The sequence below is a fragment of the Neobacillus sp. PS3-12 genome (assembly GCF_030915385.1).
In the GTDB taxonomy this organism is placed as follows: domain Bacteria; phylum Bacillota; class Bacilli; order Bacillales; family Cytobacillaceae; genus JAEVLT01.
Genome location: NZ_CP133268.1, coordinates 3,622,791 through 3,642,717, shown reverse-complemented (window position 1 = coordinate 3,642,717; position 19,927 = coordinate 3,622,791). Strand labels below are relative to the sequence as shown.

Annotated in this window: 13 protein-coding genes and 5 pseudogenes; 1 reads left to right on the top strand and 17 read right to left on the bottom strand. The window is 37.9% G+C overall.

The window, feature by feature from the left end; all coding sequences use genetic code 11:
- Window position 1 precedes the first annotated feature (1 nt).
- The 14 genes and pseudogenes from murQ to RCG17_RS18360 all read right to left on the bottom strand — a co-directional run bounded on the left by murQ (window position 2) and on the right by RCG17_RS18360 (window position 15,556).
- Window positions 2-895: an N-acetylmuramic acid 6-phosphate etherase gene (murQ, locus tag RCG17_RS18425; protein WP_308171552.1), complete on the bottom strand. Its 894-nt coding sequence runs from the start codon at window positions 893-895 to the stop codon at window positions 2-4.
- Between the two features lie 11 nt (window positions 896-906).
- Complete coding sequence (locus RCG17_RS18420) at window positions 907-1,965, bottom strand: MupG family TIM beta-alpha barrel fold protein (RefSeq protein WP_308171551.1); 1,059 nt, start codon at window positions 1,963-1,965, stop codon at window positions 907-909.
- Between the two features lie 227 nt (window positions 1,966-2,192).
- A pseudogene (locus RCG17_RS18415) lies at window positions 2,193-2,345 on the bottom strand (stage V sporulation protein R); the annotation flags it as partial.
- A gap of 41 nt (window positions 2,346-2,386) precedes the next feature.
- Window positions 2,387-3,354: pseudogene (locus RCG17_RS18410) on the bottom strand (ROK family glucokinase).
- A gap of 104 nt (window positions 3,355-3,458) precedes the next feature.
- Entirely contained in the window at window positions 3,459-5,129 is a 1,671-nt protein-coding gene (locus tag RCG17_RS18405; protein ID WP_308171550.1) for a glycoside hydrolase family 13 protein, read from the bottom strand.
- A 273-nt stretch (window positions 5,130-5,402) separates the two neighbouring features.
- Window positions 5,403-6,372: pseudogene (locus RCG17_RS18400) on the bottom strand (sugar phosphate isomerase/epimerase family protein).
- Window positions 6,373-6,406: 34 nt separating this feature from the next.
- Window positions 6,407-7,492: a Gfo/Idh/MocA family protein gene (locus tag RCG17_RS18395; protein ID WP_308171549.1), complete on the bottom strand. Its 1,086-nt coding sequence runs from the start codon at window positions 7,490-7,492 to the stop codon at window positions 6,407-6,409.
- Window positions 7,493-7,526: 34 nt separating this feature from the next.
- Window positions 7,527-8,599, bottom strand: a pseudogene (locus RCG17_RS18390) (Gfo/Idh/MocA family protein).
- 25 nt (window positions 8,600-8,624) lie between these two features.
- Window positions 8,625-9,347 carry a ThuA domain-containing protein gene (locus tag RCG17_RS18385; RefSeq protein ID WP_308171548.1) on the bottom strand — a complete coding sequence of 241 codons (723 nt, stop codon included), beginning with the start codon at window positions 9,345-9,347 and terminating at the stop codon, window positions 8,625-8,627.
- A gap of 143 nt (window positions 9,348-9,490) precedes the next feature.
- Entirely contained in the window at window positions 9,491-10,327 is an 837-nt protein-coding gene (locus RCG17_RS18380) for a carbohydrate ABC transporter permease (protein WP_308171547.1), read from the bottom strand.
- Window positions 10,327-11,181 (bottom strand): carbohydrate ABC transporter permease, encoded by an 855-nt coding sequence (locus RCG17_RS18375; RefSeq protein ID WP_374120970.1) that lies wholly within the window; start codon window positions 11,179-11,181, stop codon window positions 10,327-10,329. The genes RCG17_RS18380 and RCG17_RS18375 overlap by 1 nt, the downstream gene beginning before the upstream one ends.
- A 234-nt stretch (window positions 11,182-11,415) precedes the next feature.
- Window positions 11,416-12,726 carry an ABC transporter substrate-binding protein gene (locus tag RCG17_RS18370; RefSeq protein WP_308171545.1) on the bottom strand — a complete coding sequence of 437 codons (1,311 nt, stop codon included), beginning with the start codon at window positions 12,724-12,726 and terminating at the stop codon, window positions 11,416-11,418.
- Between the two features lie 203 nt (window positions 12,727-12,929).
- Window positions 12,930-13,700, bottom strand: coding sequence for a response regulator transcription factor (locus tag RCG17_RS18365; RefSeq protein WP_308171544.1), 771 nt, complete (start codon window positions 13,698-13,700; stop codon window positions 12,930-12,932).
- Window positions 13,697-15,556: a sensor histidine kinase gene (locus RCG17_RS18360; RefSeq protein ID WP_308171543.1), complete on the bottom strand. Its 1,860-nt coding sequence runs from the start codon at window positions 15,554-15,556 to the stop codon at window positions 13,697-13,699. The genes RCG17_RS18365 and RCG17_RS18360 overlap by 4 nt, the downstream gene beginning before the upstream one ends.
- A gap of 239 nt (window positions 15,557-15,795) precedes the next feature.
- On the opposite strand from RCG17_RS18360, the gene RCG17_RS18355 reads away from it, so the two are divergent.
- Entirely contained in the window at window positions 15,796-17,100 is a 1,305-nt protein-coding gene (locus RCG17_RS18355; RefSeq protein ID WP_308171542.1) for an ABC transporter substrate-binding protein, read from the top strand.
- Window positions 17,101-17,198: 98 nt separating this feature from the next.
- Here RCG17_RS18355 and RCG17_RS18350 read toward each other — a convergent pair.
- From RCG17_RS18350 to RCG17_RS18340, 3 genes and pseudogenes are all read right to left on the bottom strand, one after another.
- Window positions 17,199-17,835: pseudogene (locus tag RCG17_RS18350) on the bottom strand (SpoVR family protein); the annotation flags it as partial.
- Between the two features lie 127 nt (window positions 17,836-17,962).
- On the bottom strand, window positions 17,963-18,811 hold the full coding sequence (locus RCG17_RS18345; protein ID WP_308171541.1) for a DODA-type extradiol aromatic ring-opening family dioxygenase: 849 nt from the start codon (window positions 18,809-18,811) through the stop codon (window positions 17,963-17,965).
- Between the two features lie 113 nt (window positions 18,812-18,924).
- The gene (locus tag RCG17_RS18340) at window positions 18,925-19,872 is read right to left on the bottom strand and encodes an amidohydrolase family protein (RefSeq protein ID WP_308171540.1); all 948 of its coding nucleotides are present in this window, start codon (window positions 19,870-19,872) and stop codon (window positions 18,925-18,927) included.
- Window positions 19,873-19,927 lie beyond the last annotated feature (55 nt).

The following is a 19,927-nucleotide window of genomic DNA, read 5'->3' as shown; positions in this document are numbered from 1 at the left end:
CCTAAAGTGAAATGATATTTCTGATGAAACCCTTTGCTAAATCTAATTTCTGCTGTGCTTCTTCTTTGGAAAGATTGGTTAAAACCATCACGATTGCTAATTTAACGTTTTTATTAGCTTCATGAAAGGCTTGATCAGCCTTTTCATAGCTGCATTCAGTAGCCTGCATGATAATGGATTTTGAACGTTCTACTAATTTATCATTTGTTGGCTTTACATCCACCATTAAATTCTTATAAACTTTCCCAATCCCTATCATGGACGCAGTAGAAATCATGTTCAACACTAATTTTTGAGCAGTTCCTGACTTGAGTCTTGTTGACCCTGTTAAAATTTCAGGGCCTACTGGTACTTCAATAGGGATATCTGCGTGCTTGCTAATTTCCGAATCCTTATTGCAGGAAAGACTCGCTGTAGTAGCGCCTATTTTTTTTGCATAATCTAAAGCACCAATCACATATGGCGTTCTGCCACTGGCCGCAATCCCAAGTATGGTGTCCTTTTCAGTTAATTGAATCCTTTTCAAGTCCTCTTCACCTAATTGAATGGAATCCTCAGCGCCTTCAACAGCTACAGTCATTGCCTTTTCTCCTCCTGCAATTAATCCCTGTACCATTGAAGGATCGGCACTAAATGTCGGAACACACTCAGCAGCATCCAAAACGCCCAGGCGCCCACTCGTACCGGCCCCAATATAAATCAAGTGCCCGCCGCATTGAAATGATCGTTTCACCGCTTCAACAACTTTCTCTATTTGAGGCAATTCTTTTCTTACAATAGATGGTACGCTCTGATCCTCGTCATTCATTAATTTTAAGACTTCAATTGTTGGCAAAGTGTCTAAATTCATTGTTCTTTCGTTGCGCTGTTCTGTCGTAAGCTTATTTAATTTCATCATTTCTCTCCTCAGATTCTATCAATCTTAAATTTTGTACCTGCTTCAATATAATGAAGTAACGGCACATCTTTTTCAGCTATCTCCCCAATCACATTCACTTTTTCGTCAGATGGCAGTTCATCCTTAACAAGGTGCAGTTCACCTTTATACCTTGGGTAACGATTGTTATCGATTGTTATGCTTCCTCTCTTTCTAATCACCGTGTTATCAGGCTGAATATCTTGAGTCTGATTGAACATCCTAGATTTTTCACTACGAACAACATCTCTCGAGACATCTTTCCGATTTTGATGATCATTATAGATATAAGAATCATACTTTTCATTTATGGATGCTGCATGCAGCAGGATAGTTTGATGACAAAGATATTCAAAAAATTGATCAAAAGTTTGGTTGGTTATTCCCAAATCACCGATGTAAACATCATCGACCATAAAGTCTCTTAAAAGGGACAAAGATGAAAATAACGGGTTTTGATAGCGATGAATTTCCAGCGTCGGAAGCGTTTCAAATAAAGGCAAGCGCAACTTTCCATCACCAGGCACAAAAGCACCGATCCTCATTTTCTTACTTTTTAACCAGCGATTTTTTTTAAGAAACCACATTTCATCTAACCCAGTGTTCGGTCTTGGATAATAGTTATGCAAAGCCTGAATATGTTCAAAATCCGCTTGATTTTTTGCGAGCTCAGCGTAATCATCTTCTGTTAGTGTACTCGCATTCAAACCGACGGTTATATAGTTGGAAAGGTTTGCGATTGTCTTCATTTCAACACCGTAGTCCATTCTCAAGCCGGAAATACCGCTTTCAACAATCTGTTGAGGATAATCCAATGATAGTCCAATATTCTTTAAAGCATTTCCTGAAATATCTATCATTAGTTTTAATTGGCTTTTTTTCACAACGTCTAGCAACGATTTTAAACGTTCACTGTACTTTGAAGGATCATCCTCTGGAATGTGCAAAGAACTAAACACACCTTCAAACCCAATCCCCGCCATTTTCTCAACATAATCCTCTTTTTCCTGTGCCCATTCATCATTAAGGAATATAGAAAAACCAAGCAATTGTCATCACCTCTTTCAACACATTCATTATATTATTTATGAAATGGTTTTTCAATAATTTAAATAAAAAATATTAAATAAAGAAATTCCATTTCATTATTAGCAAGAAAAATAAATGATCCTAGAAGGAACATAACCTACCCTGGTTATGTCTCTTTTTTCTTGATATAGGATCCTCGAATGACAAAAAAACAGCAAAACCAAAACTGGTTCTACTGCCTTTCAATTTATAAATATTTCCGATGCACACTCTTCCCATCATAAGTAAACAGCATTTTCCTCTCTTCAATCATTGTCTCCATATGAACAGGCCGGCCCCACATCTGATGAATATATGGCAATACCTTTTCCAAGTATTTCACATCCAATTCCCAGCCTTCGTTCTGCCAAGGTGGTTATTGTTCAATTAACTTTTTTTAATTTATCTTTTATTTCTCAAGTGTTTTACCAACGATGCTGCTCCAATTACTCCTGCTACATTTCCTAATTGGGCCAGTTTTACTTTCGTGCTTGTTCTTATTTGTGGAAAAGTAAACTTATGAAAGTATTTTTCTACTCCTTTTAACAGCATATCACCGGCAGCTGACACTCCACCACCAATGACAATGGCTTCCGGGTTTAAAACATTGGCGATATTTCCGCAAGCCAATCCCAAATAAAAATAAACTTTATCTACAACAATACCAGCCAGCCGATCTCCTCGTTTTGCGTGGTCAAACACAATTTTCGAAGTAACTTCTTGCCCATCGTCAATTAACCATTTTAATTCTGATTCATCTGCAAATTGTTCAGATATATCCCTGGCTAGGCGGACAACGCCTGTTGCACTGGCGACTGTCTCAAGGCAACCATGATTTCCACAAGTACATTGATATCCATTCGGATCAACAACAATATGTCCAATTTCCCCTGCTGCTCCTATCACTCCATGGAGTAAATTTCCTTCGGCAATTACCCCGCCGCCAACACCTGTTCCAAGTGTAACAAAGACTACATTAGCCCCTCCTTCCCCGCACCTTTCCATGCTTCTCCCAAAGCTGCTACATTGGCATCATTATCCATGTAAAATGGTATACCCGTTCCGGCTTCAATCAGTTCTTTTACCGGCTGTAAGGTTCTCCAATTTAAATTATACGCTCCGATAACAGTCCCTTTTTCACGATCAACCGATCCAGGAGAACCCATACCGATTCCTAAAATATCATTTCGTGACAGACTATATAAGTTTATGTGATGATTGATCGATTCAATTATGTTTGGAACGATATGTTTCCCTTCATTTTGAGTATTTGTCTCAATGCTCCACTTTTGTTGAATCTCACCCTCTTCTGTTAAAGTGGCAAATTTCACCGTGGTACCGCCTAAATCTATTCCAATTAATTTTTTCATTACGCTCACTCCAATTTTTAAAAATACAAGAAAGACCTTTCTTTCCCTTTTAATTATTAAAAATAATATTTCTTCTATGTATAGAAAAAGGGCAATATGCCCCTTTATCTCAATAAATATACCCTTGTTTCATAAGGCTTAAGCGTAAATTCCTTTCGCAACTTCTGTTCTGCTGTATCATAATTATTTAGAACAAGTTCTGAAGCAGAATAGGACACACTGACCGGAACTCTAAATCTAGTTAGTTTTTCACTGAAGTTATTAATGACAATCGCTGTTTTCCTGCCTAATTTTCTAGAATAAACAAATAGTCTAGGATGGTTGGCCAGTAACAATTCATAAGTGCCGTAAACAAACACAGGATTGTCTTTTCTTAAGTGAATCATTTTTTTATAAAAATGGTAAATAGAAGCAGAATCGTTCAATTGGTTTTTTACATTTATTTCGGTATAATTTGGATTTACACTAAGCCATGTTTGGTCTGCCGTTGTAAAGCCTCCCATGTTTGTTGAATCCCATTGCATGGGTGTGCGGGAATTGTCCCGACCCTGGTTCCAAATCACTTCCATAATCTCTTCATGGGGGCGTCCTTTTGCCTTTTCAATATGATAGTAATTTATCATTCCCACATCATTGTAATCTTCAATAGATGGGAATTTAACATTTGTCATGCCAATTTCCTGGCCTTGATAAATAAATGGTGTGCCCTTCATGAAGAAATACAAAGCTCCCAGCATTTTTGCGCTTTCCTTCCAATATTCCTGGTCATTTCCCCAACTTGAAACTCTCCGCGGCTGGTCATGGTTTTCAATAAATAAAGCATTCCATCCTTTGCCCTCTAAACCTTTTTGCCATTTTGTTAAATTCTTCTTTAACGCAGGGACATCAATGGTTCCTTCCCCGTCCTTTTCCCAAAGACCCAAAAATTCAAATTGAAAAATCATATTGAAATACCCGTTTTCTTCACCAACCCACTTATCCGCATCATCAAGTCCGACGCCATTTGCTTCCCCAACCGTCATAATATCATAGTTCTTAATCGTTTTTTGGGAGAATTCAGACAAGAATTCATCAATGCCCTCAACATTCATCATTTTCGGGAAACACGGGACATAATCTAAATTCTCAGGGTTTGGCATATCTGGGAATCCCGGTTCCTTTTTGATATGGGAAATAGCATCCACACGAAAACCATCAATCCCCTTTTCAAGCCACCAATTCACCATTTCATATAAAGCATTTCTTACATTAGGATTTTCCCAATTCAAATCAGGCTGACGCTCCGAAAATAAGTGCATAAAATATTGGTCTGTTTCTTCATCGTATTTCCAAGCTGAACCACTAAAAATCGATTCCCAGTTGTTTGGTTCCTTTCCATCTTTACCGTTGCGCCAAATATACCAATCCCGTTTTGGATGATCTTTAGAGGAACGAGATTCAATAAACCAAGCATGTTCATCGCTTGTATGGTTGATGACCAAATCCAATATTAACTTCATACCGCGCTTATGGACTTCTACTAGTAATTCATCAAAGTCCTTCATTGTCCCAAATTCGTCCATGATATCCTGATAATCCGAAATATCATAGCCATTATCATCATTTGGGGATTTGTACGTCGGACAAATCCAAATAACATCGATTCCCAATTCTTTTAAGTAATCTAGTTTTGAAGTAATGCCTTTTAAGTCCCCGATTCCGTCTCCGTTGCTATCCATGAAACTGCGTGGATAGACTTGATAGACGACACTTTCTTTCCACCACTTTTTATTCATAATAATCTCCTTGTTTATTTTTATCAAAGAGAAGAATTGACTCTCTCCACAATAATCGTTGGGATAATAATACTCTTATTGAAAGCAGATGGATCTTTTATTTCCTCAATTAGACATCTTGCTGATTCATATCCTAACTGAAATATTTGTGTATTAACCGATGTCAATGAGAATTAGAAAATTTAGCTACCATTGTATTGTTAAAACTGAAATACCTCCTAATGGTTGATCAATGCAACAGCCTATTGTAGAAGCACTATATGACGTTTTTCCTTAGATCCACCACATTTGTAAAGGTGATTCTTCAATCAATACAGTCTTTAGGTTGGTTACTGCCCGATTAAAGCCTTCATTGATAGACATTAAAGGATCCTCATGTTCAATGCTTACTACATAATCATACCCGTAGGTGCGTAAGGCACTCATCATATCCGACCATTCTTGTACACTATGCCCACACCCTACGGAGCGGAATGTCCACGCACGCGTACGCACTTCACCATATGGCTGCATATCGGTTAATCCATACATATTCACATTTTCCTGATCAATATAAGTATCTTTTGCATGGAAATGATGGATAGCATTTTCTTTCGCTAAAATTTTGATGGCTGCCACTGGATTAATTCCTTGCCACCATAGATGACTTGGGTCGAGGTTTGCCCCAATTGCATCACATGTTTCCGTTCGAAGTTTCAATAGCGTATAAGGCGTGTGAACCAAGAATCCTCCATGCAGTTCCAGCCCAATTTTTACGTTATTTTCTTTTGCAAATTGACCGACTTCTTTCCAATATGGAATCAACTTTTGCTCCCATTGCCATTTCAGAACATCACCGTATTCATTTGGCCATGGTGTTACAGGCCAGTTTGGATACTTTGCTCCTTCATGATCTCCTGCAGTTCCAGGAAAAGCAATTAACAACTGGGACATTCATTAATGAAGCCAATTGAATCGTTTTTAACAGGGTTTCGTGAGATTGTTTTGCAAATGCTGCATTAGGTGAAATCGGGTTGCCGTGACAGCTGAATGCGCTAATCATTAAATCCCGTTCCTCAATTTTTTGCAGATATTCTTTACGTAAGCCTTCATTTTCTAAAAGCGCATCCAGGTCACAATGATTGTTTCCCGGATATCCGCCTGTTCCGATTTCAACCGCATGAAGACCTGCTGCTTTCACTGAATCAAGCATTTCTTCAAATGATTTGTCTGCAAATAAAACGGTAAAAACGCCTAGTTTCATCAAAATATCTCCTCTCTTTGTATGGATTACCTATTTAGTCATTAAAATAAACAGCTTCGCCCGTTTGAGCCGACTTATAGATTGCCTCCAAAATTTCAGTAACCACTAAAGCTTCCTCCGGTTTAACTACTGGTTCCGTATTGTTTAAAATGGATTCAATCCATAATCTCGCTTCTAAATCTGCTGCACTTTCTGTTTCTCCATCATAAAAATCGACACCCTTTGCGTCCAGGTCAATGTGATTCGTGTATAATTTACTGAAATTCTCTCCATTGACACGGAGGCCATCCCACATATCGGCTCCGCCTTCTGTCCCGCACAACGTACATTTTGCTTCGCCCGTTTGAAGCATATTGATAGCCCAACTGGATTCAAGAATGATGGTTGCACCGTTTTGCATCGTAATATAGCCAAATGCAGAATCCTCTACCTTAAACTTTTCTGGATCCCAAGGTCCCCAAGCATTTGCGGCATCCTTCTTTTTCCCGAGTTTATGGAATGTACTCCCCAGCACGGCTTTTGGCTTGTAATTATTCATCATCCAGAGTGTTAAATCTAATGCATGCGTTCCGATATCAATTAACGGACCTCCACCTTGCTTTTCTTCGTCAAGGAATACGCCCCAAGTAGGAACGGCACGGCGGCGAATGGCATGGGCTTTGGCTAAATAGATGTCTCCAAGGTCACCAAGTTCACAAACTTTATGTAAATACTGGCTGTCTGTACGAAAACGGTTTTGATAACCAATGGTTAGCTTCTTTCCTGTCCGTTTCGCAGCTTCTACCATTCTTTTTGCGTCTTCAGCCGTTTTGGCCATTGGCTTTTCACACATCACATGCTTGTCTGCTTCCAAAGCTGCGACCGTAATATCTGCATGGGAATCATTTGGGGTACAAACATGAACGACATCAATTGTTTTGTCTTTTAAGAGTTCTTTGTAATCCGCATGAATTGTCGCACCCTCTGTACCATATTTCAATGCTGCCTCTTCTGCCCGCTCCACTTCAATATCACAGAAAGCTACCATTTCAACCTGTGTTAACTTTGCCAGACTTGGCATATGCTTACCATTTGCAATTCCTCCACACCCAATGATTCCTACACGTAATTTCTTTGCCATCTAATACTCCTCCCAACTTTAACTTTTATTTGTGTTATATACTTCTTACCCCATCAAAGTCTTTTATCACTTCATTCATTTCTGCTGATTTAAAAATGGTTTCAATCAATTCCAAGACACGTAAGACTTCATCATTTTTTACGATTGGTTCTGCTTTTCCTTCAACTACTGAAACTACATTTTCATAGAAGCTTTCTTTCATTTCTTCGGCCTTTGGTAAAGAGGACTCAGTGACAGCATTTTCAGATGGTGGAGCCATCGTCTTCGTCAGTCCCTGCCCGGCTCGAATTGCCTTAGGTGCTTCTATATTCTCGCCCAGATTTTGAGTCACGACTTTTCCGTTGATTTCCCAATCATTGATTACTGCTGTTCCTCTTGTTCCTTTTACATACCATCTTGGAAGTTGAATAAAATTTGTTGTTCCTACTTCAATTAAAGAAGTGCAGCCATTTTCAAACGAAATGTTTACCTGGAAGCCATCATCTACTTCATCACCCAATATATAACTTAAATTGGCATAAACACTCGTAATCTTGCTATCAACCATAAATAAGAGTTGGTCCAATAAATGAACACCCCAGTCCAACAGCATCCCCCCGCCCGGAGCTTTCAGATGACGCCAGTCCCCGGGAATACCATTTGCACCTTGGACTCGTGATTCAATATGAAAAACATCTCCGATCATGCGTTCATTATATATTCTTTTTATTGTCAGAAAGTCCTCATCCCATCTGCGGTTTTGGTGCACAATAAACTTTCGGTCATTTAATTTTGCTGTCTTCATGATATCGATTAACTCTTCGCTGTAGATGGTAACCGGTTTTCACAAACCACATGTTTTTTTGCTTGTAACGCAGCGATTGCAATTTCTTTATGCACATCGTTAGGGGTGGCAATGAGAACAAAATCAACATCGTCATCGGATAAAACATCGGACAAACTTTCATATGCCTGGTATCCATCTGCCAATGAAGCTGCTCTTCTTTCTTCTAAAATATCAAACGTACCTGTTACATTAATATTTTCGTTTTCTTTTAGCAGCTTCGCATGATAGCTCCCCATGCCCCCGTAACCAACAATGACTAAGTTATATGTTTTAGTGTCCATTTTCTGTCTCCTTCCGAACTTTCCTTTATAACCCTTTAATCGTTTCTAACGGTTGGGAATTCCCATAAACAGGACGTTCACGTTTGACGGGCTCAGCCCATTTCACTGCATTGATAATCACCTGCTGAATTTGCTTGTTATGGTAAGTTGGATAGGTTTCATGCCCCGGGCGGAAATAAAATACTTTTCCATTTCCTCGTTTATATGTACAGCCGCTTCTGAATACATCTCCGCCTTCAAACCAGCTGGTAAAAATAAGCTCATCAGGCTGAGGAATATCGAAGTGCTCCCCGTACATTTCCTCATTTTCTAGTTCAATATATTCAGAGATTCCTTCGACGATCGGATGGCTTGGACTAACTACCCAAAGCCGTTCTTTTTCACCTGCTTCCCGCCATTTTAAATCACAGCTTGTACCCATCAATGTCTTAAAGATTTTTGAAAAATGTCCCGAGTGAAGAACAATCAATCCCATTCCATCCAATACACGCTTTTGAACCTTTTTGACGATTTCATCTTTTACCTCACCGTGGGCAAGATGCCCCCACCATATTAATACATCCGAATGATCCAGTACCTCATCCGTTAATCCATGCTCCGGTTCGTCCAATGTGGCGGTTCTTGTTTCAATTCCTTCTAGGTTAAGGAACTCAGCAATCGTACCGTGAATTCCCTTCGGATAGATCTCTCTGACTACCGGACTTTTTTGTTCATGACGATTTTCATTCCATACAGTTACTTTTAACATTAACCATTCACTCCTTTTATTTATTTAAGATCGTATATATGGTCGATTTGATCGTTATAAAAATAGGGGCAATTGCCCCTATAATTTTATTTAGTAAATTTACTCTTGATTCCTAGGGTTTGAGTGAAAAACCTTGATCTTAATTATTTTATGGAACCCTGCATCACACCATTAATGATCGATTTCTGACCAATCATGTACATAATCAAAATTGGAATGACGGTTAAAAGAATGGCAGGAATCAACAGTTCCCAGTTGTTCATATAAGTTCCGTTAAATACTTTCATTTTAACCGGCATTGTATAGACGTTTTCATTATTTAACACAAGTGAAGGAAGCAAGTAATCATTCCAGATCCATAAAACATTTAGGATTGTAATCGTTACTGTAATCGGCTTTAGCATAGGAAAAACGATTAAGAAAAAAGTCTGGATGGTATTACAGCCGTCAATTCTGGCCGCCTCTTCAATCTCAGCAGGCACTGTTTTCATAAATCCATGATACATAAAGATCGAAAGGGCACTTCCAAAACCGATATAAAACATAATCAATAGAGGAATGGGAATCGTATCAATCAAATGAAGTTTTCCTCCATAAATGGAGATTAGAGGAATCATCAAAGATTGAAATGGAATAACCATGGAAGCTACCAAAATAGTAAAGAATATTTTATTGTATTTAGATGGTTTTCTGACCATATGATAAGCGGCCATTGCAGAGAAAAACACAATCAAAAGGCTGCTTATCATCGTAATAAGAAACGAGTTTCTAAATGTAACCATGAAATTCATTTTATTAATAACGTCGGCAAAATGGGAGAAATTCCAATGCTGCGGCAATGAAAACGGACTTGTTAGGATCTCCCCATTGCTTTTGAATGAATTGATGATAAGAAGAAGAAAGGGGAATACAAAACAAATCAATGCAATAATGGAAATGACATATGCAAGAGTGGAAGCAGCCATTCTTCGTGTACTCATTATGCTTCAACCTCCATTTTCTTACTGGTATAAACCTGAAATCCGGTGACGATCGCAACAATGACAAATAAAATAATTGCCTCAGCTTGTCCTGTACCATAATTAGCCTCGACAAAAGCTTTATTTACTACATGCATAGAAACCATTTGTGTGCTGTTGTATGGGCCTCCGTTTGTAAGTGAGAAATTCAAGTCATATACCATAAAGGCATTTTTTAAAGACAAGAAGACAGTTACGACAAAAGAAGGTACCATTAAAGGAAGAGTCACATTGATCAGTCTGCGAAAAGGACCTGCGCCATCAATTGTTGCGGCTTCGATAATATCTTTTGGAATACTGATTAATCCTGCAATAAAAATAATCATCATATAACCGGATGTTTGCCAGATCGTAACGAGAACCAATGCCCAAAAGGCCATATGCGGATCCCCCAGCCAACCGAGCTTCAGCCATGAAATCCCCAACTTTGCTCCAATCGCTGGCAACGATTGCACAAACACAAATTGCCAAATATACCCAAGTACTAATCCACCGATCAAATTCGGGGTAAAATAGGCTGTTCTCATAGAGTTTTGAATCTTAATACCCGAAGTGACCAGATAAGCTAACCCAAATCCAACAAGATTGACAAAGAATACAGTTGCCAGTACAAACTTAAGTGTTAACCAAAGTGAGCTCCAGAATTGAGTATCTTGGACTGCACTTACGTAATTCGAAATTCCTGCAAACACCATAGGGTCTGCCGGGGTATCCATTTTATTCAGTGTTAAATAAATGCCGTATATAAATGGGATCAGAATGGTAATCGCAAAAAATATGGTGGTAGGCCCCATAAATAAAATTGAATTTCCCATTTTGGAAAGGTCTATTTTTCTTTTCTTTATCACTTCTTTGGCGGATTCAGCATTTAAGCTAATCCCATCAATCTTTTGGGGAATCATTTTTTTCACATCCTATCTTATGATAAGGTTAACTTGCGGAAGGCAAGGTCCTAGGGACCAATAAGAGGCCGGTTGTACTTTATTTGTTAAAAACAAGTGGGCGAGATACCACAACTCGCCCACATCAGTGGTTTCCCAGTGATTCTATTAATTTTTATGACTTGTATAGTAAGATTCAAATGCTTTTGCTAAGTCAGCTTTTGTTGATTGTTTTGCAATATACTTTTGAACCTCAGGTCCAAGAATAGTAGTCCAATCTCCGGTATTGACATAGTTGGTGCTAAATGGCATTGTCTTACCTGCTGTAATTGCATTACTGATGGCAACTCCAAGCGGATTCGTTACCTTGTTTGGATTATTTTTGAAAGCAGAAATGATTTGCGCTTTATTTACAACAAAGTCTTGTCCTGCTTTTTCATATACAAGCCAATTGAAGAATTTTTCTGCTGCTTTCTGCTGCTCTGCAGTGGCTTTTTTATTGACTACAAATACCTGTGTTGGACCAACTGCAATTTTATTATTTAGCGGGTTATTGGCATTGTTATCGACTGGAACTGGCATAAATCCGAAGTTAGCGCCAGCAACTGCATGTAATGAATCATAAGCCCAGTCACCATTGAACAGGATGGCTGAATCCCCTTTACCAACTGCTACGTGTGCTGCATCATAGTATTGGCCAAGCGGGCGATCACCGAACTTGTTGTAATCTTTTGAAGCCAATATTTCCATCGTATTATAATAACCATTCCAATCGGCATTTTTTGTAAGATCCAATTTTCCAGCCTTTAGTTTATTCAGAATAGAATCAGGGTTTTTGGTCTGATCTAAGAATAGTGAGCTGTAGTGATTGGCAACTGACCAAGTTTCTGTCTGGTAAGCAACCGGATACTGAACGCCAGATGCTTTAATCTTGTCAAGAAGGCCCTTTAATTTATCCTGTGTGTTGATAGAGAATGGGTCAAAGTTTCCTCCTGTTGCTTTTTCTACTACACTTTGGTTATATACTAACCCCATACCTTCGACCGCAAATGGAAAACCAATAACTTGACCGCTTGAGTTTTTAAGTGCGTCTGTTGTTTCTGAATTCCATTTTTCTTTAGAAAGATCTATTCCAACATCTTTGTACTTATGCAAGGCATCATATGGAGAAAACATTGCTAATGTAGGCGTTTTTCCAGAGGCTGTAAGTTTATCAAAAATATTCAAGGAATCCCCAACAGCAATGGAATCAACCTCAACTTGAATCTTTGGGTTTGCTTTCATAAAGTCTTTGGCAGCTTGTTTAAACTGGCTGTCAATTTCACCTTTACCATTCGTAATAATGATTTTTAGGGGTGAATTAGAACTTGATGCACTTTTCGTTGAACTTCCTCCACTACATGCAGCTAGCGATAACGTTAAAGCGGTTGCAATTCCGGCAACAGTTGATTTTTTTGCCAAATTCTTAAAGTTAGCCATTTGTTTATCTCCCTTTTTATAATAGTTTTCTGAGTGACTACACCTTTATTTTAAAGAATAGTAGAAATTTTGAAACTGCTTACATTGACATATAGGGTGGAAAATATTGAACAGTGTAAGCGTTTTAAAATTACTCTGGTAATGTCCGTTTGGTTAGAACATGTTGATAAAAAAATAAAAGGCCGGTGTTGTCCGGTCGATTTCTAAGATTTTATATTGTTATTTTGATAGCTTGATCGGAATTCATTTGGGGTAATCCCTTCGACTTTTTTAAATACTTTACGAAAATACTTATCATCTTGATATCCAATCATGTTGGCAATCTCATAAATTTTTAACTCACTGTTTTTTAACAGGGATTTTGCTTTTTGCATTCGAATTTTCACTATATAATCTGAAATATTTTCTCCAAATTCCTGCTTGAATTTCCTGGATATATATTCTCTGCTCAAGAAAAAGACGTCTGCAATTTCCTGCAGCTTAACTTCTCGGTCATAATGATCTTGAAGGTATTTTTCTATATCAGCTATTGAGTGGTATACAGGCGTCATTTCATCGTTTGATTGTGGGCTGCTTTTGGTTGTTATTCTCCTTGCTTCTTCTGTTTCCCACTCTTTTACTGCCTTTGCCAATGTTTGATTTAAACTCTCGGGATCAACAGGCTTTAAGAGATAGTCAAAACTTCCAAAATTAATCGCTTTTCGCATGTAATGGTAGTCATCGTAACCGGTGACTACCACTGTTTTACTGTCCGGGTAATTTTCTTTAATCCACTCTAAAAGCTGGGTACCGTCCATTTTTGGCATTTTCATATCTGAAAAGATGATTTCCGGCCTATATTGTTGAATAAGCTGAATAGCTTCTTCGCCATTTCCTGCCTCATATATTTGTTCAATGCCAAATCGATCCCATTCACCGAGCAATCTAATTCCTTCCCGTACATGCCGTTCATCATCAACAATGACTGCTTTCATGATTGCTCATCCTCCTTGCTTACGGCCATTGGCAGATTGATGATAACCGTAAACCCGCCATTTTCCGTGCTATTTACGATCATTTCCGCTTTATGATGGTAGTAAATTTGCAGGCGGTCATAAATATTTTTCAATCCGATGGTTTTTCTTTCCGTCACGTTTTTAGTACTCCCTCCCAATAGTTCTTCTTGAATCCTTCTTAACTGTTGATCGTTAACCCCTATTCCATTATCACTTACTTCTATACAGACCATATTACTCTCAAGTAAATGAGCTTTTATAAGAATATGGGATTTCTCCTCTTTTTGATCAAACCCATGCTTAAAACAATTTTCTACTAGCGGCTGTAAAATCATTTTAGGTACCTGAATATTTTCTGCTTCAGCGTTGATATTCAGTTCATACTCAAAGTTCTCTGAAAACCGCTGTTTTTGTAAGGCTAAATAAGATTTTACATGCTCAACTTCTTTTGATAACGGTACAATGTCTTCATTCATATTCATGCTGTAACGCATCATTCTCGATAAAGAAGTTAACAAAGAATAGACTTGAACTGCTTTATGCTTTAATGCCAAAGTCCCGATCGATTGGAACGCATTATAAAGGAAATGCGGATTAACTTGTGATTGCAATACTTTTAATTGTGTTGATTTATTTTCAATTTCCAGTTTATACTCTTTCTCGATCAATTCATTGATTTTTGCAATCATTAATTGAAAGTGCCTGCCCAACATTCCGAATTCATCGTTCCCTAATGTTTCAAAGTCCGCCTGAAACTCTCCTTTTTCTACCCTTTTCATATTTGCAATCAATATTTTAATTGGTGCGGTTAACTTTAAAGAAACAAACATGGTGGCAAAAACAACAATAACAATTGTGACAAGACCAATTAAAATATTAATAAAAGCGGTTTTTCTTGCACTTTGGTAGAGAACATTATAAGGAATTCGTTCAACTATATACCAACCCTTAAGAGGATCTGAGTCAGAGAATTTTTCATGAATAATCACACCGGAGAATTTATTATCCTTCCAAGTTAAGCTTTTGTTTAAAGAAGATTGTTGTTTCACTTTTTGCAACCACTTATCTTTATTCTTCGTACCAATTAGTTTCTTGTTAGATGAATAGACAATAACTCCATTTTGATTCATAATGTAAAAATCTTCTTCATTTTTCGTATACAATCGTTCAGCAATACCTTTTAATCTTGAAAGGTTTATATCAATAGAAAAAAAACCTAAAAATTGATCTGAAGGAATATCCCGGATGATATTATGAAAGCTCAGCACATCTGTCTTCTCTGATTCGGGAATAAAGGACAAATGATTATAGCTGTATATTTCATGAGGCGGTTCGATTGCCGTCAAGTTTTTGGAATGTATTAATTTTGCATAATAAGGTTGTGACAAGACATTATCGTACGTTCCACGTCCGCTTAATGTAGAATGATAGTTGGTAAAAGAATCATGACCATAGTCAATATATAGATGCAATTGTTCTATTTCAGGCCGTGTATTATATAAGTAAATCAACATTCTTCGTATTTCTTCCTGATTATTGATTAAATCTTGGGATACACCTTTACTCATGACATTCATAAAGGGTGTGTACCGATAAAGTCCCGTCGTCATCATTGCAACACTTTGTAAATAAGCAGTGATATCATCTTTTCCTTTTACAATTAAGTCATAGTTTTTTGAAACAAATTGCTCATTAAGTGACTTCGTCGTTTGATAATAAGTAATGGCGATGGAAAAGCCAAAAGGGAGAATAGTTACAAGCATTAAAAAGATAATTAATTTTTTACGGATACTCCATCCCATAATCATCCTGGTTAGTTTAATTAAACTAACCATCCCCCTTATCTCTATTAATAGATTCGCAATCCAGTTTTCATTGTAACATAATCTGAATCCCTCCTTTTACTAAGATTTTTTTACCGCTTTCCCAATGATGCCAAGGTAAATAAAATACACCTTTGCAAATGTTGCCACTGTTTTCAGGATCATTTTTTTAGTACCATTCTATTAGGCACGATCTTTAAAACTTGTCCTCATAACCTTTCTGTTACGAATATCCATTTGGAGGGAAACAGATGACTTTAAATATAAAAAGGCTTTCTATCCTATCGAGTGTTTTCATTACATCACTTTTACTTGCTACAGCTTGTTCAAACAATGGCAACACTTCCGATACCGTCAAAAGCACGAGTAAAAAAATTAAGAAAGTTGTCGTCAGCATCTTTCAAGGGAAAGTTGAAATTGCTGACCAGTTAAAAAAATTGACAGATACATATACAAAAGAACACCCTAATGTCACATTTGATCTTCAAACAGTTGGCGGAGGGGCTGATTTTGCTGCCGCACTAAAAGCCAAGTTTGCTTCAGGAACTGCTCCAGATATCTTCACAAGTGAGGGATATCAAAATGTTGCAATGTGGAAAAATAAATTGGAAGACTTGTCCGATCAGCCATGGGTAAAGAATGCCTATCCAAATGCCTTAAAACCAATGACTATTAATGGAAAAGTATACGGACAGCCTGTAAATCTTGAGGGATACGGTTTTATTTACAATAAAGACTTATTTAAAAAAGCAGGTATTAGCGAATTGCCAAAAACATTCTCTCAATTAGAAGAAACGGCTAAAAAGCTGCAAACCGCTGGTATTACAGCTTTTTCAACAGGATATGCGGAATGGTGGGTCTTGGCGAATCATGGCCTGAATATTCCAGTTGGAATGCAAAAGGATCCTGATGTCTTTATAAAAGGATTAAACGACGGGACCCAAAAATTTGAAGGAAATCCGCAATTTGAACAATTCTTCAAGCTTTTAGACTTAACTATTCAATATGGTATCAACAGTCCGCTAACAACTGATTATAATACTGAAATTACTCAATTTGCCCAAGGAAAAACAGCAATGATCCAGCAAGGAGACTGGATTCAACCAATGCTCGATAATCTTGCACCAAATATGGACGTTGGTATCCTTCCAATCCCTCTTAGTAATGATCCAGCTGTTTCCGATAAATTACCTGTAGATGTACCAAGCAGCTGGGTGATTTATAATAAAGCTCCGAAAGAAGAAAAGTCAGCAGCTAAAGACTTTTTAAATTGGATGGTCTCTTCTAATGAAGGAAAAGCAGCTATGGTAAAGGACTTTAAATATATTCCCGCTTTCAAAACGGTGCCGATCAAAGAAGAGGATATTGGTCCATTAGGTGCTGAAATTATCAAATACTTAAAAGAAGGTAAAACATTTCCTTGGCAATTCATGAAATACCCGGATGGCGCATCTCAAGAATTTGCTGCAGAACTACAAACCTATATTGCTGGAAAAGCTACGAAAGAAGCAACGATGAGAGCAATGGATGATAGCTGGGCAAAATTGAAAAAATAAGACTATGACAATAAAACTCTTAGACCATTGATTACAGTAGTGCGATCAGTACAGAAAAAGGGCAGTAAACCATTAAGGTCTTACTGCCCATTCCTGTCCTATAAATATTTCCGATGCACACTCTTCCCATCATACGTAAACAGCATTTTCCTCTCCTCGATCATTGTCTCCATATGAACAGGCCGGCCCCACAGCTGATGAATATACGGCAATACTTTTTCTAAATATTTTACATCTAGTTCGACGCCTTCATACCAATGCTTCAAGTAAAGCTCACCGTTTTTCAAATAGTCTCCGTCATTGACGGTAATATACGGGAACCCCCCGTTGACACGCATATTCACCAACTGGTCTCGGACATTCTCCCACTCTTTATCCACAACCTTATAGTCCCTGCCCTGTTTTTGGAAAAGATACATATCTTCCCGCATGACAAGGTCTTTTGTTAAATAATTGCGTAGGAATGAAATATCCGACTCAATTTCACGAACCTCAAAGATTTTTTCTCGGCCAGGAGCCATGCTGAACACCTCTCCGCTTCATTTCTTCATCAGGATTATTGTATCGTTCTTCAATATCCTCATAAATTTTAATTCCAGGATAATAAGGATTAATTCCCGTTTTTGATGGCTGCACAACTCCGGCATTTAATTTGGCAAATTCAATCGCTTCACCACTGGTTAAATCCATTTCCCGTAAGATGCGCTGATGCCAATAGGATGCCCAGCCTTCGTTTCACCAAGGCGGTTCACATTTACAAACGTTATCCCATTGCCTTAATGTTTATAAATATTTAAATGTATACTCTTCCCATCACACTTAACAGCAATTTCTGCTTGACGCAAAAATAAAAGTATAAAATTTATTTTACATATTCTTGATCAGCTGTTTCTTGTAAACTGGAAACCTTCTTTTTCCAAAAGGAAATAAGCGGATTCCAGCTGCCTGATGATTGTCCGTCTGCATAATACACAGGAGTACAATCTTCGTCTATTACCCCTAAAAGCATTGCTACATGCCGTCCGCCTGATTCCACTTTAGCTACACTTGAAAATTGAGGAAGCATTTGGTATGCAGCTTTATAATTTTTATTCATAATGAAATCTACAAACTGTTTATTTAGGGCATGTTCAGAAAGAGTTGGCATATTGTGTCTTCCACGGACTAAGTTATGGGATAAAGCCCCGCTTGAAACGAAAACTGCCTTCTTCTCTGTTTCTTGTAGGACCTTAGCGATAACTTGGCCCCATTTATAGGTTTCTTCAATATTAGCAGCTAACGTAACAGATAGGTTGATAACAGGTATATCTTCATTTGGGACGAGGTACCGTAAAGGTACAACTGTACCATAATCCCACTCGAAATGACCGCCATATACCCCTTCTACAGGAATATTGGCCGCTTTTCCAGCTTCGACTAATTTCTTTGCCAAATCTTCATCGCCAGGATAATAATATGGAACATCTGTAATCATATCTGGAGCTTCCTGTGCAGTCAGCAGACCTTTGTGAATGGGATTACAATCAACGTAATGGGCAAAAGTAGACGGCCAATGACAAGAAACTAGTACAATCACATCTGGTTTTATTTCAGCTATTTCCTTAGTAACTTCTTTATACCCGGCAACGATGTCTTGTTGAAAATCCGGTACTTGATCCTTATGGCAAAGACTTGGAGCGTGAGGTACGAGCATGCTTAATTCAATCGACATAAAAGATTCCTCCGTTTTTTGAGATTCATAATTTTTTTATTAAATTAGTCTTTTCTTTTTCCATTTATAGGATTGGTTTTCTTCCAAGTGATGAAAATTGACTTTTTTCATAATTACCTCAATGCATAATCCAGTAAAGAATGAGCCCCTTGCTTATTTATCTCTTTTGGAGGCCATACACATAAATCAAATGGATAATCCGACCCTGCAACGACACGATCTTCACCGACAGTTTTTATTAGAAAGTCTACACTATCCTGATTCCAGAGAACGGTATCATACCAAAAGCGTCTTAAATATTCGGAAGGCGGGGCTTGTAAATTGGAAGAAACCAGGTTCCATTGCTCATGTCCCTTATCTAACCGACCGATTTGATATGGTAGGAATCCTCCTCCATGAGCAAATAAAATTTTGACATATGGATATTTGTCAATCATCCCACTTAATAGGATATCTGTTGCACAAACAGTTGTTTCCCAAGGAACACCAATCAAATTAGGCATCATTCTCCTTTTCAAGCGGCGATCTTCACATAATAACGGGTGTATAAAAATAATTGCCTTTAACCTGTTTGCCTCTTCGAAAAATGGTTGGAAAAAGCTGTCTGACAGCATATGTTGACCTATTCCAGGGCCGATTATCGCCCCTTTTAATCCTAAATTCATTGCACGGTTTAACTCATTTGCAGCTTGACTAGGAGTTTGTAATGAAATCGTAGCTAATGCTGATAATCTAGCTCCATTTTCTTCAACCCAATTTGCTATTGAACGATTGTAGACTTCTGTAAGCTCACTTGTAACTTCTTCTGGGAAGTCATACATGAAGAGCTGAGGAATTGGTGAGACCAGAGAATGTGAGACACCTGCTTTCTCTTGTTCTTCCAGATATAATCCTGTATTGATAAAGGTCTCCTTCAGCTCAAAACCCCATTTGTTATTAATTGTCAGAAACTCTGCCTTGTCTGGAGCTTTTCTTTCCCATTTTGCATGAACAAAATGTTGATTATCCTTAACCCAAAGTAACACTTCTGGTGGAATAAAGTGTGTATGTAAATCAAACAATACAAACGCTCTCCTTTTAAATATTCTGGTTCACTATGGAATTACGAATTTTTAA